This is a genomic window from Lysobacter koreensis, assembly GCF_042677045.1.
GTDB lineage: Bacteria > Pseudomonadota > Gammaproteobacteria > Xanthomonadales > Xanthomonadaceae > Lysobacter_K > Lysobacter_K koreensis.
The window spans coordinates 387,451-402,018 of the sequence record NZ_JBHTIH010000002.1 but is presented as its reverse complement, the minus strand read 5'-3'; the positions used below and the strand labels follow the sequence as shown (position 1 = coordinate 402,018).

Sequence of the window (14,568 nt, the reverse complement as noted above, 5' to 3'; positions counted from 1 at the left end):
CATACCCCGCATGCGGAATTCTGCATCGCGCAGCGGCGCGTTCGGGCATCGTCACAGCCCGATGGAGCCGCGGCGCGGCGTCGAATCTGGATTACGACCCGGAATAACCCGCACCGGGGCCTGTGCTTGGGGACGTAGGAGCGGCTTCAGCCGCGAGCTGTTCCTCTTGCTCGTGGCACAGAAGGCAGCAGCAGCTCGCGGCTGAAGCCGCTCCTACAGAGAGTCAAGGTCACCAGACCAGGTCATCGGGCACCTGGTACTGCGGGTCGGCGTAGGGATCGTCTTCGGCCGGCGCGTTCGGGTCGACCTTGAGCGCGACCGCGGGCGCGAAGACCGCCTCGGCTTGGGCGAGCAGCTCGGCGGTCACCAGCACGTAGCGGCCCTCGAGCTGCAGCACGCCCAGCTCGCCGGCGTTGAGCGCCTTGAGCTGTGGCGCGGTCACGTAGATGCGCTTGATCTTGCCGCCGTACGGGAAGTGGCGGGCGATCTCGGCGTCGGCCGCATTCAGGCCCTGGTCCTTGACCAGTTCGGCCAGCTTCGCGCGCGCCTCGCGGCGCAGGCGTGCTTCTTCCTGCTTGGCCTGCTCGGCGGCGAGGCGCTCGTCCTTCTCGCGCTGCGCGCGGATCGCGTAGGCCTTGGCCAGGTCGATGTCCTCGCGGCTGCGCGGGGTCGCGGCGCCACCGCAGCCGGCCGGGTTATGCGGGCGGGACGGGCCACCGCGGTTGGGCGCGGCGCCGGGCCGGGTGTTCGGCCTGGAATGCGGCTTGGGGCTCGCCTTGCCCGGCGCCAGCCCCTCGGCGCGGGCGGGGCCACGCCGGTCGCCGCCGGCGCGGTCCGCCTCCGGCCGACGCGATTTCGCCTGCGGGGTTTCGGGCTTGCGCTCCGGTTTCGGTGCCGGCTTGAAACCCAGCCCGAGGAGTTGGTCGCGGAGGTTGTGGCTCATCGTGTTGGTTCGCAGTCCGCGCGCGGCCGCACGCGGCCGGGCGCTCGTCAGTAGTGGGGCGGCGGCGGCTCGCTGGCCGGATCGCCGGTGAGGTCGCTCGACATCGCGCCGCGCAGCTGGCGGAGGTCTTCCAGCGCGCGGTGGAGCAGCAGCAGGTTGCGCGTGCTTTCGTCGCGGGCGGCGGCCACCGCGTCGCTCAACTCGGCCAGCGCGTGTTCCTGGAATGCCAAGCGCGTCTCCAGCTCGATCAGCCGTGGCTCGAGGGACGGATCAGTCGTCATGCGCGCAGGATCGAACGGCCGCGGCCGATGCCGTAGTAGGCGATGTCGGCGCCTTCGACTTCGTCCGGGTGGTAGAGGTTGCGGCCGTCGAAGATCACGTCATCGGCCAGCGCGTGGCGGATGCGCGCGAAGTCGGGGCTGCGGAACTGCTTCCACTCGGTGACCACCACCAGCGCGTCGGCGCCGACCAGCGCGGCGTGGGCCGAATCGCACAGGACCAGGTCGTCGCGTTCGCCGAAGATGCGCTGCGCTTCGTCGCGCGCTTCCGGGTCGTAGGCGCGCACGGTGGCACCGGCTTCCCACAGTTGCGCCAGCAGGCGGCGACTGGACGCGGCGCGCATGTCGTCGGTGTTGGGCTTGAACGCCAGGCCCCAGACCGCGAAGGTCTTGCCGCTCAGCTGACCGCCGTAATGGCGCTGGATCAGCTCGAACAGGTGGCCCTTCTGCTGCTCGTTGACCGCCTCCACGGCGTTCAGCAGCTGCGCGCGGTAGCCGTGCTGCTGCGCCGAATGCGCGAGCGCCTGCACGTCCTTGGGGAAGCACGAGCCGCCGTAGCCGGCGCCCGGGTAGATGAAGTGCCAGCCGATCCGCGGGTCCGAGCCGATACCCTGGCGCACCATCTCGACGTCGGCGCCGACCTGCTCGGCGATGTTGGCGATCTCGTTCATGAAGCTGATCTTGGTCGCCAGCATCGCGTTGGCGGCGTACTTGGTCAGCTCGGCCGAACGCACGTCCATCACCACGATGCGCTCGTGGTTGCGGTTGAACGGCGCGTACAGGCGCTTGAGCTTGTCGACCGCGGACGCGCTGCTGGCGCCGATGACGATGCGATCCGGGCGCATGCAGTCGTTGACCGCGTCGCCTTCCTTGAGGAACTCGGGGTTGGAGGCCACATCGAACGCGACGTCCGCGCCGCGCGCCGACAATTCGGCGGCGATCGCCGCGCGCACCTTGTCCGCGGTGCCGACCGGCACGGTCGACTTGTTGACCACCACCGTCGGCTTGTCCAGGTGCTGGCCGACGGTGCGGGCCACCGCCAGCACGTACTGCAGGTCGGCGCTGCCGTCCTCGTCGGGCGGCGTGCCCACCGCGATGAAGACGATCTCGCCGTGCGCGATCGCGGCGGCGGCGTCGGTGGTGAAGTGCAGGCGCCCGGCCGCGTGGTTGGCCTGCACCATCGGCTTGAGGCCCGGCTCGTAGATCGGGATCACGCCGGCGTTCAGGCCATCGACCTTGGCCGCGTCGATGTCCACGCAGACCACGTCGTGGCCGACATCGGCCAGGCAGGTGCCGGTGACCAGACCGACATAGCCGGTGCCGAAGATGGTTACGCGCATGGGGCCGTCCGGTATTCGTTGTGGGACTGCGTAGGGTTGTCCCTGTTGACGCAGTCTGGGACGGTGCCGGGCCACGACGGGCCCTGCACCGCCTCAAAACCCCTTATTGCTTGACGATGTCCAGCAACTCGACCTCGAACACCAGAGTGGCATTCGGGCCGATCGGGCCGCCCTGCGTGCCTTTCTCGCCGTAGCCGAGGCTGGCCGGCAGCCAGAAGCGGTACTTGCTGCCGACCGGCATCAGCTGGATGCCTTCCTGCCAGCCCGGCACCACCTGGGTCAGCTGGAAGGTCGCGGGCTGGCCACGGTCGTAGGAACTGTCGAAGGTCTTGCCATCGAGCAGCGTGCCCTTGTAGTGCGCGCTCACCGCATCGGTCGGCTTGGGCTTGGCACCCTTGCCCTCGGTCAGCACTTCGTACTGCAGGCCCGAGGCAGTGGTCTTGACGTTGGGCTTCTTGGCGTTGGCGGCGAGGAACGCCTGGCCATCGGCGAGGTTCTTCTTGGCGTCGGCCATCATCTTGGCGATCTGCTTGGCCTGCATCTTCTGGCCGAAGGTCTCGCCGATCTGCTGGGCCTGTTTCTCATCGAGCAGCAGCTTCTCGCCGGCCAGCGTCGACTTGATCGCCTTCATGATCACGTCCGGATCGACCTCATCCTTGATCGGGGTGAGCTGCTTGCCCATCGCCATGCCGATCATGTAGCTGGCCTGTTCCTTCTCGGTGGCCAGGCCGGGGATCGCGAGCGCGCCGTCCTTGCCCTCGGTGGTGGCGTCGGCGGTCTTGGCGGCATCGGCCTTGTCACCGGGCTTGCAGGCGACCATGGCCAGGCTCAGCGAGACCAGCGAAAGCGCGGCGACGTGTCGGGCGGAAACATGCGGGAAGAACTTCATCTATTAAAAACTCCTCGGAAATCGATCGCGGATTGATCCGGCGCTCGGGGGACCGGCAACTGTGTCGCCCCGTGCCTGAACCTGGGTTTATCTGCTGCCCGATTTGACGGGTCAGTTTGACGGGTCAGTCCAGGATCGCCAGCAGTTCGACGTCGAACACCAGGGTCGCATTCGGGCCGATCGGGCCGCCGGGCGTGCCTTTCGGGCCATAGGCCAGCTCACCCGGGATCCAGAAGCGGAACTTGCCACCGACCGGCATCATGCCGACGCCTTCGGTCCAGCCGGCAATGACCTGGTTGAGCGCGAATTCGGTCGGCTGGCCGCGATCGTAGGAACTGTCGAACACGGTGCCGTCGAGCAGCGTGCCGTGGTAGTTCACGCGGACGCGATCGGTGGCCTTCGGCCGGGTGCCGGCGCCCTGGCGCAGCACCATGTACTGCAGGCCCGATCCGGTGGTGAACACGCCCTTGACCGCCTTGTTCTTGGCGAGGAAATCCGCCCCTTCCTTGCTGTTGACCTGGGCGGCCGCGGCAGCCTTGGCCTGCATCTTGGACTGCATCTGCTGGCTGAAGGCGGTCAGCACCGTCTTCACTTCCTCGTTGGTCAACAGCGTCGGGCCACCGGCGACCGTGGTGCGGATCGCCTGCACCAGCACCGGCAACTCGATCTCGTTCTTCACCGGCAGCAGCGACGGGCCGACCATGAACGCACCAACCAGCGATCCCACCTTGTCCTTGGCTACCGCCGGCGGCGCCGTGGCCGGCTTGGCGGCGCCATCGCGCGCGGCGATGCGTGCGCGCAGTGCCTGGTCGGTGGCGCGCGCCTCATCCTCACTGAGCAGCGGCTTGCCGCCGTCGAACGCGTTCTGGATCGCGCGCTCGAACGCCGCGATGTCCAGGTCCGGGCCGATCGGCTTGATCGACCCGCCCACGTCCATGCCAATGGCGTAGCTCACTTTCTCGCGTTCGGTGGTCAGCACGGTCTTGTCCTTGGCAATGGCGGCGGCGCCGAACAGCGTGGCCGCGGTGGTCAACAACACGGCGGTGCCGCGCATGAAAGCCTTCATCGGGAATTGCTCCTGTCGGGTGGTCGCCCGCATGCACGCCGCCCTCGCGGCGCAAGACCGCCATTGTCGCGGCCGCGCGCGGCGCCGGCAATCGGCGGTGTTGGAGGGTTTACTTCCGGGCGGGTTTGCTTGAGGCCGGTCGCGGCGCGGCGAGCGCCGCTTCGATCGCCGCGATCACCTTGGCGTCGTCGGGGCGGGTCCTGCTGCCGTAGCTCGCGATCAGCTTGCCGTCTCGGCCGACCAGGTATTTGTGGAAATTCCACTTGGGCGCCTCGCCGGCGGCCTTGGCCAACTCGCGGTACAGCGGCGTCGCCTGCTCGCCGACCACGTGCACCTTCTGGAACATCGGAAACTTGACCCCGTAGGTCAGCGTGCAGAATTCCTGGATCGCCTTCTCGTCCTCGAACTCCTGCGCCTTGAAGTCGCCCGACGGGAAGCCCAGCACCGCGAAGCCCTTGCCCTTGTACTTGGCGTGCATCGCCTCAAGAGCCTCGAACTGCGGGGTGAAGCCGCACTTGCTGGCGGTGTTGACCACCAGCAGCACGTCGCCGCCGTAACTGCCTCGCAGGTTGACGGCCTGCTTGCCGGCCAGGGGGCGGAAGCTGTGATCTAGCAGGCCGCCCGCAGCAAGAACCGCGCCAGCGACCAGCGCCAGGGCGAGCAAGGACCCGCCGCGCAGGAGGGTTTTCCGGGGGAGCAGGCGCATGGGGGGATCTCTGGACTAGGGGTGGGCCAAGTATGACTTCAGTTGGGTAGCGGCCAGTTGACATGGGGTATTTTGGTGTTATAGTTGCCTACAACACCGGTCAACCAACGAGCAGGACGTTCTCCATGAACACCGACGCCATGAGCCGCAAACTCCACAACACGATCTCCGCCGTGATGGTCAGTGGCGCCGTGCTGGTGCTGGGGCTGACCGCCGCCAACCCCTCCAACGTTCCCGACCGGAGTGGCACGTCGCACGCGCAGGCCATCGCCGCCGCCATCCCGACCCTGGCCCCGGTCCACGTGCTCGGCAACGCCGCCGAAGCCAGCCGGGTCGATTTCGAATCCCAGGCCTTCGCCACGCCGCCGGGCGTAGCGAAGGCGCGTCACCGCAAGTCCGGCAACTCCAGTCGCATCCGCCAGTCCATGGCCGTGCCCTATTTTTCCTTCGTATCGCGGGGCTGAACCCATGACCGCCATCCAATGGAGCGACGGCGCTCCCATCTACCGCCAGCTGAAGGAGCGCGTCATCGCAATGATGCTCGACGGCCTCCTCAAGCCCGGCGACGCCCTGCCCTCCGTGCGCCAGGTCGCCGCCGAGTATCAGCTCAACCCCATCACTGTCTCGCGCGCCTACCAGGAGCTCGCGGACGAAGCACTTGTTGAAAAACGCCGAGGATTGGGCATGTACGTCACCGAAGAGGCTGCGAAGAAACTGCTCGTCAACGAGCGCGAGCGTTTCCTTCGCGAGGAGTGGCCGCTGGTGCTGGAGCGCATCCTGCGCCTGGGACTGAGCACGGAAGAACTGCTGGTCGCGGGCAACGCCCAGGCAGGTGTGCAATGAACGCCGACACCTTCACCTCCACTGCCACGACCGGCTCGGTGGCCACCGCGCGCAACCTGCGCAAGGCCTACAAGAACAAGCTGGCGCTCGACAACACCACGTTCGACATCCCGACCGGCCGCATCGTCGGCCTGATCGGCCCGAACGGCGCGGGCAAGACCACCGCGCTCAAGGCGATGCTGGGCCTGATCCCGTTCGAGGGCGAGCTGTCGATCCTCGGCCGCGACCCGCGCACCCAGCGCGACGAGCTGATGCGCGACGTGTGCTTCATCGCCGACGTGGCGGTGCTGCCGCGCTGGATCCGGGTCAAGGAAGCCATCGAGTTCGTCGCCGGCGTGCACCCGCGCTTCGACCGCGCCAAGTGCGAGCGTTTCCTCGCCAACACCCAGCTCAAGCCGCAGATGCGCGTGCGCGAGCTGTCCAAGGGCATGATCGTGCAGCTGCACCTGGCCCTGGTGATGGCGATCGACGCCAAGCTGCTGGTGCTCGACGAGCCCACGCTGGGCCTGGACATCCTCTACCGCAAGCAGTTCTACCAGCGCCTGCTGGAGGACTACTTCGACGAGGAGAAGACCATCGTCATCACCACCCACCAGGTCGAGGAGATCGAGCACATCCTCACCGACGTGATGTTCATCCGCGACGGCAAGATCGTGCTGCACAGCGAGATGGAAACCCTCGGCGAACGCTTCACCGAGGTGCTGGTCAACACCGAGCAGGCCACCGAGGCCCGTGCGCTCAAGCCGCTGGACGAACGCGCGCTGCCGTTCGGCAAGACCGTGATGCTATTCGACGGCGTGCCGTCCGAGCGCCTGGAAACGCTGGGAGAAACCCGCACGCCGGGCCTGGCCGACCTGTTCGTCGCCACCATGAAGGGGACCTACGCATGAACGCCATTGTTGAAAACCCCATCCCCGAACGCCCCGAACGCGACGTCCCGCACCAGCGCGCCGCGGTGGCCGCGCCCCACTCCACCCACGTCTTCAAGCTGCTGCTCAAGCGCGAGTTCTGGGAGCACAAGGGCGGGTTCCTGTGGGCGCCGATGGTGGCCGGCGCGATCTTCCTGCTGCTCAGCCTGATGGGCATCGGCGTCGGCGAGATGGCGGCGAAGAACATCCCCGAACACGCAACCGTCAACGTCGACGGCGGCAGCTTCAAGGTAGCCGGCCTCAACCTGGGCCAGATCACCGACAAGATGAGCCCCGACGAGTTGCGCGAGCTCGGCAGCGGCCTCGACATCGCCCTGGTCATGGCCTCGAGCTGGCCCTTCATCGTGCTGGCGTTCGTGGTGTTCTTCTACTGCCTGGGCAGCCTGTACGACGACCGCAAGGACCGCAGCGTGCTGTTCTGGAAATCGTTGCCGCTGTCGGACACTTCCACGGTGCTGTCCAAGGTCGCCAGCGCGACCCTGGTGGCCCCGACCCTGGCCCTGATCGCCGCGATCGCCACCTTGTTCGGCTTCATGCTGATCATCAGCGCGATCACGATGCTGCACGGCGGCAACCCGGCGACGCTGCTGTGGGGGCCGGCCAGCCCGCTGAAGATCATCGCCCTGCTGGCACTGTCGCTGCCGGTGTACGCGGCCTGGGCGCTGCCGACCGTGGGCTGGCTGCTGTTGTGCTCGTCCTGGGCGCGTAGCAAGCCGTTCCTGTGGGCGATCATGATCCCGCTGTTTGCCGGCATCTTCGTCAGCTGGTTCGACCTGATGCAGGCGTTCAACCTGGAATCGAGCTGGTTCTGGAAGCACGTGGTCGGCCGGTTGCTGCTCAGCACGGTCCCGGGCAGCGACCTGCTGTACCGCGGCGAGAACCTGCAGCTCGGCGACGACGGCCTGGAGCACATCAACCAACTGCTCTCGCTGCGTACCGCTTACGGCGCATTCGCACTGCCCGAGATGTGGGCGGGCATCGTCGCCGGCGCGGCCATGGTCTTCGGCGCAATCCGCCTGCGCCGCTGGCGTGACGAGGGGTGAGGCAGGCCGCCAGCGCGGCACTGCCGCGCGGCCTGCCAAACGACCGGCCAAGGATGGCCGGGCCGGTCGATCCCAAGCGATGAAGTCACGCCATGGATGGCTGCGTGAAAGCACAAGGTGCCGCGGCACTGCCGCGCGGCGCTCCCGAACGACCGGCCAAGGATGGCCGGGCCGGACGATCCGAAGCGATGAAGTCACGCCATGGATGGCAGCGTACAAGCACACCGTGTCGCGGCACTGTCGCGCGGCGCAACATCCCCATTACACCGCACCCCGCCCCTTCAACGCCCTGACCTGCAAAGGGAACTCCGATGAAAACCGCACCGCGCCTTGCCTGCCTCGTCCTCGCCTCGGCACTGGCTGCGTGCAGCGCCGACGCACCCACCGCGACGCAACCGGCCGCGCAACCGGCGACCGATGCCCCGCGGACCGCCCTGGGCAGGACCGTGGAGCGCGCCCTGGTCGAGGCCCGCCAGGAGCTGGCCACCGAGAACATCAGCGTCAGCGGCGACCTGCACATCCGCACCGGCCGCCACGGCAAGCATGAACGCCGCCCCGCGCGCGAGGTCGACGGCATGCCCCTTCCCGATGCCGAGATCAGCCCGGCCGGCGACCTGCTGGTCGCCGGCAAGCCCGTGCCGGTGGATGCGCGCCAACGCGCGCTGCTGCTGCAGTACCGCGGCCAGCTGATCGATGTCATCGAGGTCGGCATGTCGCTGGGCGTCAAGGGCGCCGACCTGGGGATGCAGGCGGCGGGCGAGGCGATCAAGGGCATCTTCAGCGGCGACACCGACAACATCGAACAACGCATCGAAGCGCAGGCGCACAAGATCGAGGCCGAAGCGCTGCAGCTGTGCGGCCGGCTGCCGGCCATGCTCGCCACACAGAATGAGTTGGCGACCGCGCTGCCGGCGTTCGCGCCCTACGCCACCATGACCCAGCAGGACATCGAGGACTGCGGCAACGAAAACGCATCCGGCACGCAGCGGGCGCAGATCCGGGATGAAGTGCGTGAGCAGGTCCGGCAGGAGATCCGCAGCGGCGTCCGCGCCGCCGTGGGCCGCGACGAACCCGTCCCCAATGACGCCGCGGCCGAAGCCGAAGCCGCTTCGGATACGTTGCCGTCGCGCTGAGCCGGAAACCGCAACCGACACGCCTGATCGCAAGCTCTCGACCGAACGCTTGATCTCACCGCCTGCTCGAACATCCTGGCGTCGCTGCTGGGCCTACCTCAACCGGCAACCGCACACTTGCGCAGGCCTCGAATGACGAACACCCATCTGGAACCCAATCAGGTCAGGGCGGCACGGCTCGCAGGCGCGCTGTATCTGGTCACGATGGCCACCGCGATCTTCAACCAGTCGTTTGTCCGCGGCTCGTTGCTGGTGCGGGGCGATGCGACCCGGACGGCACAGAACATCGCTGGGTCCGAGCAGCTGTTCCGGATCGGTATCGCCGCCGACATCGTCACGTTCACCGGGGTCGTGCTGCTGGTCTGGGCCTTGTACGTGTTGCTCAGGCCCGTGGGCAGAAACCTGGCCGTGCTGGCTGTGTTTCTGCGGCTTGCCGAGGTCGCCGTCCACTATGTCGCGACCCTCTTCAGCCTCGGCGCGCTCGTGCTTCTGAGCGGGGCGGAGTATCTGGCGCCGCTCGACACGGGCCAATTGCAGGCGCTGGCCCGGGCGTCCCTGAGCATGCATGGCGCGGGATTGAATCTCGGATTCGTGCTGCTGGGCCTGGGCTCGGCGGTCTTCGCCTACCTGCTGCTGAGGTCGCGCTATGTGCCCAAGGCCCTGGCCGCCTGGGGCGTGTTCGCTTCGTTGCTGCTGTCCGCGTCAGCCATCGCCGTCATTGTTTTTCCGGCGGTAAGCCCGTTCGTGATGGCTGCGATGATTCCGATGTTCATCTATGAAGTGTCGTTGGGCCTGTGGCTGCTGTTGAAGGGGCCCAGCGTCCGACTGGCTTGATCCAGATGGATTAACACGTAAAACGTGTGCCCACCCTACTTCTCACATGACCGGAAGAACCTAATGCACACCATCCGTCGCATGAGTCTCATCGCTGCACTCGCGTTCAGCGCGCCCGCATCCGCCGACAACGCCACGGTCAGTTTCTACTTCACCCACGACGCGATCCTGCAACAGGCCAATGGCGAGGCGTTGACCGCCGACGCCCACAAGGCCGCGACCGCCCAGTGGTTCGCGCAGTGCCTCGCGGGTGGCGAGTTCGCCCAGTTTGCTGGCGACTTCGCACCCGATCCGAAGATGCCGATCGGGGAGCGCCAGGCGCAAGTGGCCAAGTTCGACAACACGGCATTCGAACAAATTGCGCGCGCCGCCTGGGCCAAGGCCAATACCGCGCTGCCACAAGCCTCGTTGCGCATCTGCGTGGATCTGGCGCGCCAGGACGATGCGTTCACCCGCGATCGCATGGACGGCATCGTGGCCGTGACCGCAGGCGCCGGCCGGATCGTGCTCAAGATCCATCCGGATGCCGATTGGGCCACGTCGCTGCCCTACACCCTCGCCCACGAGATGCACCACAGCGCCTGGGCGCAGACACAGTTCGATGCGGCCAAGCCGTTTACTCTCGCCGACTATCTGGTGTTCGAAGGCCGCGCCGATTATTTCGCCGGCGCATTGTTCGAGCACCGCGCGCCCTGGACCACGGCACTCGATGACGCGGCGCATGCCGCCGCGTGGCGGGATTTTTCGAGCAAGCTCGACTCGGCCGATCCGGCCACGCTGACCGCGGCGATGTTCGGCTCGCCACAGGCGGGCATCCCGATGTGGGCGGGCTACAGCGTCGGTTACAAGCTGGTTTCGCAACGGATGGCGCGCGCGCCGAAGCTCGATTTTGCCGCGATGACGGCAGCGCCCGCGACGGAGTTCATGCCGAAGACGGAAACCACAAGCAGGTAGGGTGGGCACGCATTTCGTGCGCACCGTTCTCGGGTGGCTGGTGGGCACAAACAAGGTGCACACCCTACCTTTGTGGGAGCGGCTTCAGCCGCGAGCTTTACCTGTCGATGCAGAACAGCCAAATTCTCGCGGCTGAAGCCGCTCCTACACAAAGCAGGTCAGTCGCAGGGATGACGGCGACCTCAGCCTCCGCCGCCAGCCCCTTCGCGGATACCGCCCTTGGTCAAGGCCGTCGGATCCAACAACGCACGTAATCGCTGCTCCGACATGCCGGTCGCTTCAACTGCCACGTCCAACACCGGGCGGCCCTGCTGGTAGGCCTGCTTGGCGATCGCCGCGGCCTTTTCGTAGCCGATGACCGGGTTCAGCGCGGTCACCAGGATCGGGTTGCGGTCCAGCGCCTCGCGCACCTTGGCCTCGCGCACCTTCAGGCCGGCGATCGCCTGGTCCGCGAGCAGCCGCATCGCGTTGCCGAGCAGGCGGATCGAATCGAGCAGGTCGTAGGCGATCAGCGGCAGCATCACGTTGAGCTGGAAGTTGCCGCTCTGCCCGGCGACCGTGATCGCGGTGTGGTGGCCCATCACCTGCGCGCAGGCCATCGCCACGGCCTCGGGAATCACCGGGTTGACCTTGCCCGGCATGATCGAACTGCCTGGCTGCAAGGCCGGCAACTCGATCTCGCCCAGCCCCGCCAGCGGCCCGGAGTTCATCCAGCGCAGGTCGTTGGCGATCTTCATCAAGGCCACCGCCAGCACGCTCAGCTGGCCCGACAGTTCGACCGCGTCGTCCTGCGCCGCCAGGCCTTCGAATTTGTTGCCCGCCGATTCGAACTTGCTGCCGGCAAGCGCCGACAGCGCCTTGGCCATCGCCTTGCCGAACCGCGGGTCGGCGTTGATGCCGGTGCCAATCGCGGTGCCGCCGATCGGCAGGCGGCGCAGGCGCTTGATGGCATCCTCGATGCGGCCCTGCGCCGATTCGAGCTGCGCCGACCACGCACCGAATTCCTGCGCGAACGTCAACGGCATCGCATCCATCAGGTGGGTGCGGCCGGTCTTGGTGAGCGTACCGAGCGCACGCGCGCGGCGGTCGATGGTCTTGCGCAGGTGCTTGAGCGCGGGCAGCAGCCCCTCGACCACCGCCAACTGCGCCGACACCCGGATCGCGGTCGGGATCACGTCGTTGGAGCTCTGGCCGAGGTTGACGTGGTCGTTGGGGTGGATGCGGACCTTGCCCGCACGCGCGGCCAGGGTCGCGATGACCTCGTTGGCATTCATGTTGCTGGAGGTGCCGGAACCGGTCTGGAACACGTCGACCGGGAAGTGCGTGTCGTGCGCGCCCTCGGCCACGGCCAGCGCGGCCTTGCGGATCGCGGCGGCCGCGCCCGTGCCGAGCAGGCCGAGGTCGCCATTGACCTGCGCCGCGGCGGCCTTGACCAGCCCGAGCGCGCGGATGAACTCGCGCGGCAGCGGCGCGCCGGAGACCGGGAAGTTCTGCACCGCGCGCTGGGTCTGCGCGCCCCACAGCGCGTCGGCGGGCACCTGCAGCTCGCCCATGCTGTCGTGCTCGGTGCGGAACGCGGTGACAGCACCCCGGGGTTTCCTGGAAATCACCTTCGTCGCCATCGTCGTCTCCTTGACCACGTAGGGCGGGTTTCAACCCACCGTTGTGCAACAGCCGCTGCGCGCGACCGGCGGGTTGAGACCGCCCTACGTGCCGCGACACCCTAGCTTTCACGCCAGTGGCGAGCATAAGCCCGCGGCCGTTGAATTCCGGTGGCCGGGCTGGGCAACGCCCCGGCCTGTAGAATTGCCGGCCTGTTTCCGAACCGCGCGTGCCATGTCCGCCACCGTCGAATCCCAGCTGCTCGCCCTGTCCCCGCTCGATGGCCGCTATGCCGGCAAGGTCGACCCGCTGCGGCCGATCTTCTCCGAGTTCGGCCTGATCAAGGCGCGCGTCAAGGTCGAGGTCGAGTGGCTGCTGGCGCTGGCCGCCGAGCCGGGCATCGCCGAACTGAAGCCGTTCTCCGCCGCGGCCGTGGCCCGCCTGCGGGCGCTCGCCGACGAGCTGTCGGTCGCCGACGCCGCGCGGGTCAAGGAGATCGAGCGCACCACCAACCACGACGTCAAGGCGGTCGAGTACCTGATCAAGGAACGTCTGAAGGACGATACCGAGCTGGGCCCGGCGCTGGAGTTCGTGCATTTCGCCTGCACCTCCGAGGACATCAACAACCTCAGCTACGCGCTGATGCTCAACCAGGCGCGCAACACCGTGCTGCTGCCGAAGCTCGACGAGCTGATCCAGAAGCTGCGCGCGATGGCGCATGAACACGCCGGCCTGCCGATGCTGTCGCGCACGCACGGCCAGACCGCGTCGCCGACGACCGTGGGCAAGGAACTGGCCAACGTCGTCGCGCGCCTGCAGCGCCAGGGCGAGGTGCTCGCCGGCCTGCCGATGCCGGGCAAGATCAACGGCGCGGTCGGCAACTACAACGCCCACGTCGCCGCCTACCCCGATATCGACTGGACCGCATTCTCGCGCCGCTTCGTCGAATCGCTGGACCTGGACTGGCAGCCCTACACCACCCAGATCGAACCGCACGACGGCATCGCCGAGCTGTGCGACGCGCACAAGCGCATCGACACCATCGCGATCGACCTGTGCCGCGACATCTGGGGCTACATTTCGCTGGGCTATTTCAAGCAGGCGGTCAAGGCCGGCGAAGTCGGCAGCTCGACCATGCCGCACAAGGTCAACCCGATCGACTTCGAGAACGCCGAGGGCAACTTCGGCATCGCCAATGCCTTGTTCGAGCACTTCGCCGCCAAGCTGCCGATCAGCCGCTGGCAGCGCGACCTGACCGACTCGACCGTGCTGCGCGCGCTAGGCACCGCGTTCGGCCACGCGCTGATCGGTTACGACGCACTGCTGCGCGGGCTGAACAAGCTGACCGCGAATCCGGACCGCCTGGCCGCCGACCTCGACGCGTCGTGGGAAGTACTGGCCGAGGCGGTGCAGACCGTGATGCGCCGCCACGGCCTGCCCAATCCCTATGAGCAGCTCAAGGCCCTGACCCGCGGGCACGGCATCAACGAGCAGTCGATGCGCGAGTTCATCGCCGCGCTCGAGCTGCCCGCCGATGCCAGGCAGCGGTTGCTCGACATGACGCCGGGCAGCTACAGCGGCCTGGCGGAGCAGCTTGCCAAGGAGATCTGAGGCGCATGAACCTCAACCAGGTCACCTTGCCGGCCGTCGACGTCGGCGCGTCCGTCGCGTTCTACCGCGACATGGGGTTCAAGCAGCTCGTCGATTCACCGCCGCGCTACGCCCGCTTCGAATGCCCCGACGGCGAGGCGACCTTCTCCGTGCATCTGGTCGACACGCTATCGCCCGACTCCGGCGTGGTCGTGTACTTCGAGTGCGATGACCTCGATGCGCGCGTAACCGCGCTGCAGTCGCAGGGAATCGAGTTCGATCGCCTGCCGACCGACGAACGCTGGCTGTGGCGCGAGGCGCGCCTGAAGGACCCGGCCGGCAACGTGCTTTGCCTGTTTCACGCTGGCGAGAACCGCAAGAACCCGCCTTGGCGCATTGGTTCCTGACCGCCGCGGAG

At 67.5% G+C, this 14,568-nt stretch carries 16 protein-coding genes; 9 read left to right on the top strand and 7 right to left on the bottom strand.

What is annotated here, in order from left to right:
- Window positions 1-229 precede the first annotated feature (229 nt).
- The 6 genes from ACFQZQ_RS02030 to ACFQZQ_RS02005 all read right to left on the bottom strand — a co-directional run bounded on the left by ACFQZQ_RS02030 (window position 230) and on the right by ACFQZQ_RS02005 (window position 5,222).
- A complete protein-coding gene (locus ACFQZQ_RS02030) occupies window positions 230-943 on the bottom strand; it encodes a DUF2058 domain-containing protein (RefSeq protein WP_386811017.1) in 714 nt (237 codons plus the stop codon).
- Window positions 944-990: 47 nt separating this feature from the next.
- The gene (locus tag ACFQZQ_RS02025) at window positions 991-1,224 is read right to left on the bottom strand and encodes a SlyX family protein (RefSeq protein ID WP_386811016.1); all 234 of its coding nucleotides are present in this window, start codon (window positions 1,222-1,224) and stop codon (window positions 991-993) included.
- Entirely contained in the window at window positions 1,221-2,561 is a 1,341-nt protein-coding gene (locus tag ACFQZQ_RS02020; RefSeq protein WP_386811015.1) for a UDP-glucose dehydrogenase family protein, read from the bottom strand. The genes ACFQZQ_RS02025 and ACFQZQ_RS02020 overlap by 4 nt, the downstream gene beginning before the upstream one ends.
- A 103-nt stretch (window positions 2,562-2,664) precedes the next feature.
- Entirely contained in the window at window positions 2,665-3,450 is a 786-nt protein-coding gene (locus ACFQZQ_RS02015) for an FKBP-type peptidyl-prolyl cis-trans isomerase (protein WP_386811014.1), read from the bottom strand.
- A gap of 124 nt (window positions 3,451-3,574) precedes the next feature.
- Complete coding sequence (locus ACFQZQ_RS02010) at window positions 3,575-4,516, bottom strand: FKBP-type peptidyl-prolyl cis-trans isomerase (RefSeq protein ID WP_386811013.1); 942 nt, start codon at window positions 4,514-4,516, stop codon at window positions 3,575-3,577.
- 109 nt (window positions 4,517-4,625) lie between these two features.
- Window positions 4,626-5,222 (bottom strand): glutathione peroxidase, encoded by a 597-nt coding sequence (locus ACFQZQ_RS02005; RefSeq protein ID WP_386811012.1) that lies wholly within the window; start codon window positions 5,220-5,222, stop codon window positions 4,626-4,628.
- Between the two features lie 125 nt (window positions 5,223-5,347).
- On the opposite strand from ACFQZQ_RS02005, the gene ACFQZQ_RS02000 reads away from it, so the two are divergent.
- From ACFQZQ_RS02000 to ACFQZQ_RS01970, 7 genes are all read left to right on the top strand, one after another.
- The gene (locus ACFQZQ_RS02000) at window positions 5,348-5,686 is read left to right on the top strand and encodes a hypothetical protein (protein ID WP_386811011.1); all 339 of its coding nucleotides are present in this window, start codon (window positions 5,348-5,350) and stop codon (window positions 5,684-5,686) included.
- Between the two features lie 4 nt (window positions 5,687-5,690).
- Entirely contained in the window at window positions 5,691-6,065 is a 375-nt protein-coding gene (locus tag ACFQZQ_RS01995; RefSeq protein ID WP_386811010.1) for a GntR family transcriptional regulator, read from the top strand.
- Entirely contained in the window at window positions 6,062-6,955 is an 894-nt protein-coding gene (locus ACFQZQ_RS01990; RefSeq protein WP_386811009.1) for an ABC transporter ATP-binding protein, read from the top strand. The genes ACFQZQ_RS01995 and ACFQZQ_RS01990 overlap by 4 nt, the downstream gene beginning before the upstream one ends.
- Window positions 6,952-8,037 (top strand): hypothetical protein, encoded by a 1,086-nt coding sequence (locus ACFQZQ_RS01985; protein ID WP_386811008.1) that lies wholly within the window; start codon window positions 6,952-6,954, stop codon window positions 8,035-8,037. Before ACFQZQ_RS01990 ends, ACFQZQ_RS01985 begins: the two co-directional genes overlap by 4 nt.
- A 311-nt stretch (window positions 8,038-8,348) precedes the next feature.
- The gene (locus ACFQZQ_RS01980; RefSeq protein WP_386811007.1) at window positions 8,349-9,170 is read left to right on the top strand and encodes a hypothetical protein; all 822 of its coding nucleotides are present in this window, start codon (window positions 8,349-8,351) and stop codon (window positions 9,168-9,170) included.
- Window positions 9,171-9,302: 132 nt separating this feature from the next.
- A complete protein-coding gene (locus ACFQZQ_RS01975) occupies window positions 9,303-10,004 on the top strand; it encodes a DUF4386 domain-containing protein (protein ID WP_386811006.1) in 702 nt (233 codons plus the stop codon).
- A 24-nt stretch (window positions 10,005-10,028) separates the two neighbouring features.
- On the top strand, window positions 10,029-10,958 hold the full coding sequence (locus ACFQZQ_RS01970) for a DUF2268 domain-containing putative Zn-dependent protease (protein ID WP_386811005.1): 930 nt from the start codon (window positions 10,029-10,031) through the stop codon (window positions 10,956-10,958).
- A gap of 182 nt (window positions 10,959-11,140) precedes the next feature.
- On the opposite strand, the gene ACFQZQ_RS01965 is transcribed toward ACFQZQ_RS01970, so the two are convergent.
- Window positions 11,141-12,580: a class II fumarate hydratase gene (locus ACFQZQ_RS01965; protein WP_386811004.1), complete on the bottom strand. Its 1,440-nt coding sequence runs from the start codon at window positions 12,578-12,580 to the stop codon at window positions 11,141-11,143.
- 214 nt (window positions 12,581-12,794) lie between these two features.
- Here ACFQZQ_RS01965 and purB point away from each other — a divergent pair, with 214 nt between their 5' ends.
- Window positions 12,795-14,171: an adenylosuccinate lyase gene (purB, locus tag ACFQZQ_RS01960; protein ID WP_386811003.1), complete on the top strand. Its 1,377-nt coding sequence runs from the start codon at window positions 12,795-12,797 to the stop codon at window positions 14,169-14,171.
- Between the two features lie 5 nt (window positions 14,172-14,176).
- On the top strand, window positions 14,177-14,557 hold the full coding sequence (locus ACFQZQ_RS01955; RefSeq protein WP_386811002.1) for a VOC family protein: 381 nt from the start codon (window positions 14,177-14,179) through the stop codon (window positions 14,555-14,557).
- Window positions 14,558-14,568: the final 11 nt, after the last annotated feature.

What these genes read in the sequence shown, in the direction of transcription:
- ACFQZQ_RS01985 (WP_386811008.1), top strand. Translation starts at nt 6,952, where the DNA reads ATGAACGCCATTGTTGAAAACCCCATCCCCGAACGCCCCGAACGCGAC.
- ACFQZQ_RS02025 (WP_386811016.1), bottom strand. Translation starts at nt 1,224, where the DNA reads ATGACGACTGATCCGTCCCTCGAGCCACGGCTGATCGAGCTGGAGACG.
- ACFQZQ_RS01995 (WP_386811010.1), top strand. Translation starts at nt 5,691, where the DNA reads ATGACCGCCATCCAATGGAGCGACGGCGCTCCCATCTACCGCCAGCTG.
- ACFQZQ_RS02015 (WP_386811014.1), bottom strand. Translation starts at nt 3,450, where the DNA reads ATGAAGTTCTTCCCGCATGTTTCCGCCCGACACGTCGCCGCGCTTTCG.
- ACFQZQ_RS02030 (WP_386811017.1), bottom strand. Translation starts at nt 943, where the DNA reads ATGAGCCACAACCTCCGCGACCAACTCCTCGGGCTGGGTTTCAAGCCG.
- ACFQZQ_RS02020 (WP_386811015.1), bottom strand. Translation starts at nt 2,561, where the DNA reads ATGCGCGTAACCATCTTCGGCACCGGCTATGTCGGTCTGGTCACCGGC.
- ACFQZQ_RS01990 (WP_386811009.1), top strand. Translation starts at nt 6,062, where the DNA reads ATGAACGCCGACACCTTCACCTCCACTGCCACGACCGGCTCGGTGGCC.
- ACFQZQ_RS01965 (WP_386811004.1), bottom strand. Translation starts at nt 12,580, where the DNA reads ATGGCGACGAAGGTGATTTCCAGGAAACCCCGGGGTGCTGTCACCGCG.
- ACFQZQ_RS01955 (WP_386811002.1), top strand. Translation starts at nt 14,177, where the DNA reads ATGAACCTCAACCAGGTCACCTTGCCGGCCGTCGACGTCGGCGCGTCC.
- ACFQZQ_RS02010 (WP_386811013.1), bottom strand. Translation starts at nt 4,516, where the DNA reads ATGAAGGCTTTCATGCGCGGCACCGCCGTGTTGTTGACCACCGCGGCC.
- ACFQZQ_RS01975 (WP_386811006.1), top strand. Translation starts at nt 9,303, where the DNA reads ATGACGAACACCCATCTGGAACCCAATCAGGTCAGGGCGGCACGGCTC.
- ACFQZQ_RS02005 (WP_386811012.1), bottom strand. Translation starts at nt 5,222, where the DNA reads ATGCGCCTGCTCCCCCGGAAAACCCTCCTGCGCGGCGGGTCCTTGCTC.
- ACFQZQ_RS02000 (WP_386811011.1), top strand. Translation starts at nt 5,348, where the DNA reads ATGAACACCGACGCCATGAGCCGCAAACTCCACAACACGATCTCCGCC.
- purB (WP_386811003.1), top strand. Translation starts at nt 12,795, where the DNA reads ATGTCCGCCACCGTCGAATCCCAGCTGCTCGCCCTGTCCCCGCTCGAT.
- ACFQZQ_RS01980 (WP_386811007.1), top strand. Translation starts at nt 8,349, where the DNA reads ATGAAAACCGCACCGCGCCTTGCCTGCCTCGTCCTCGCCTCGGCACTG.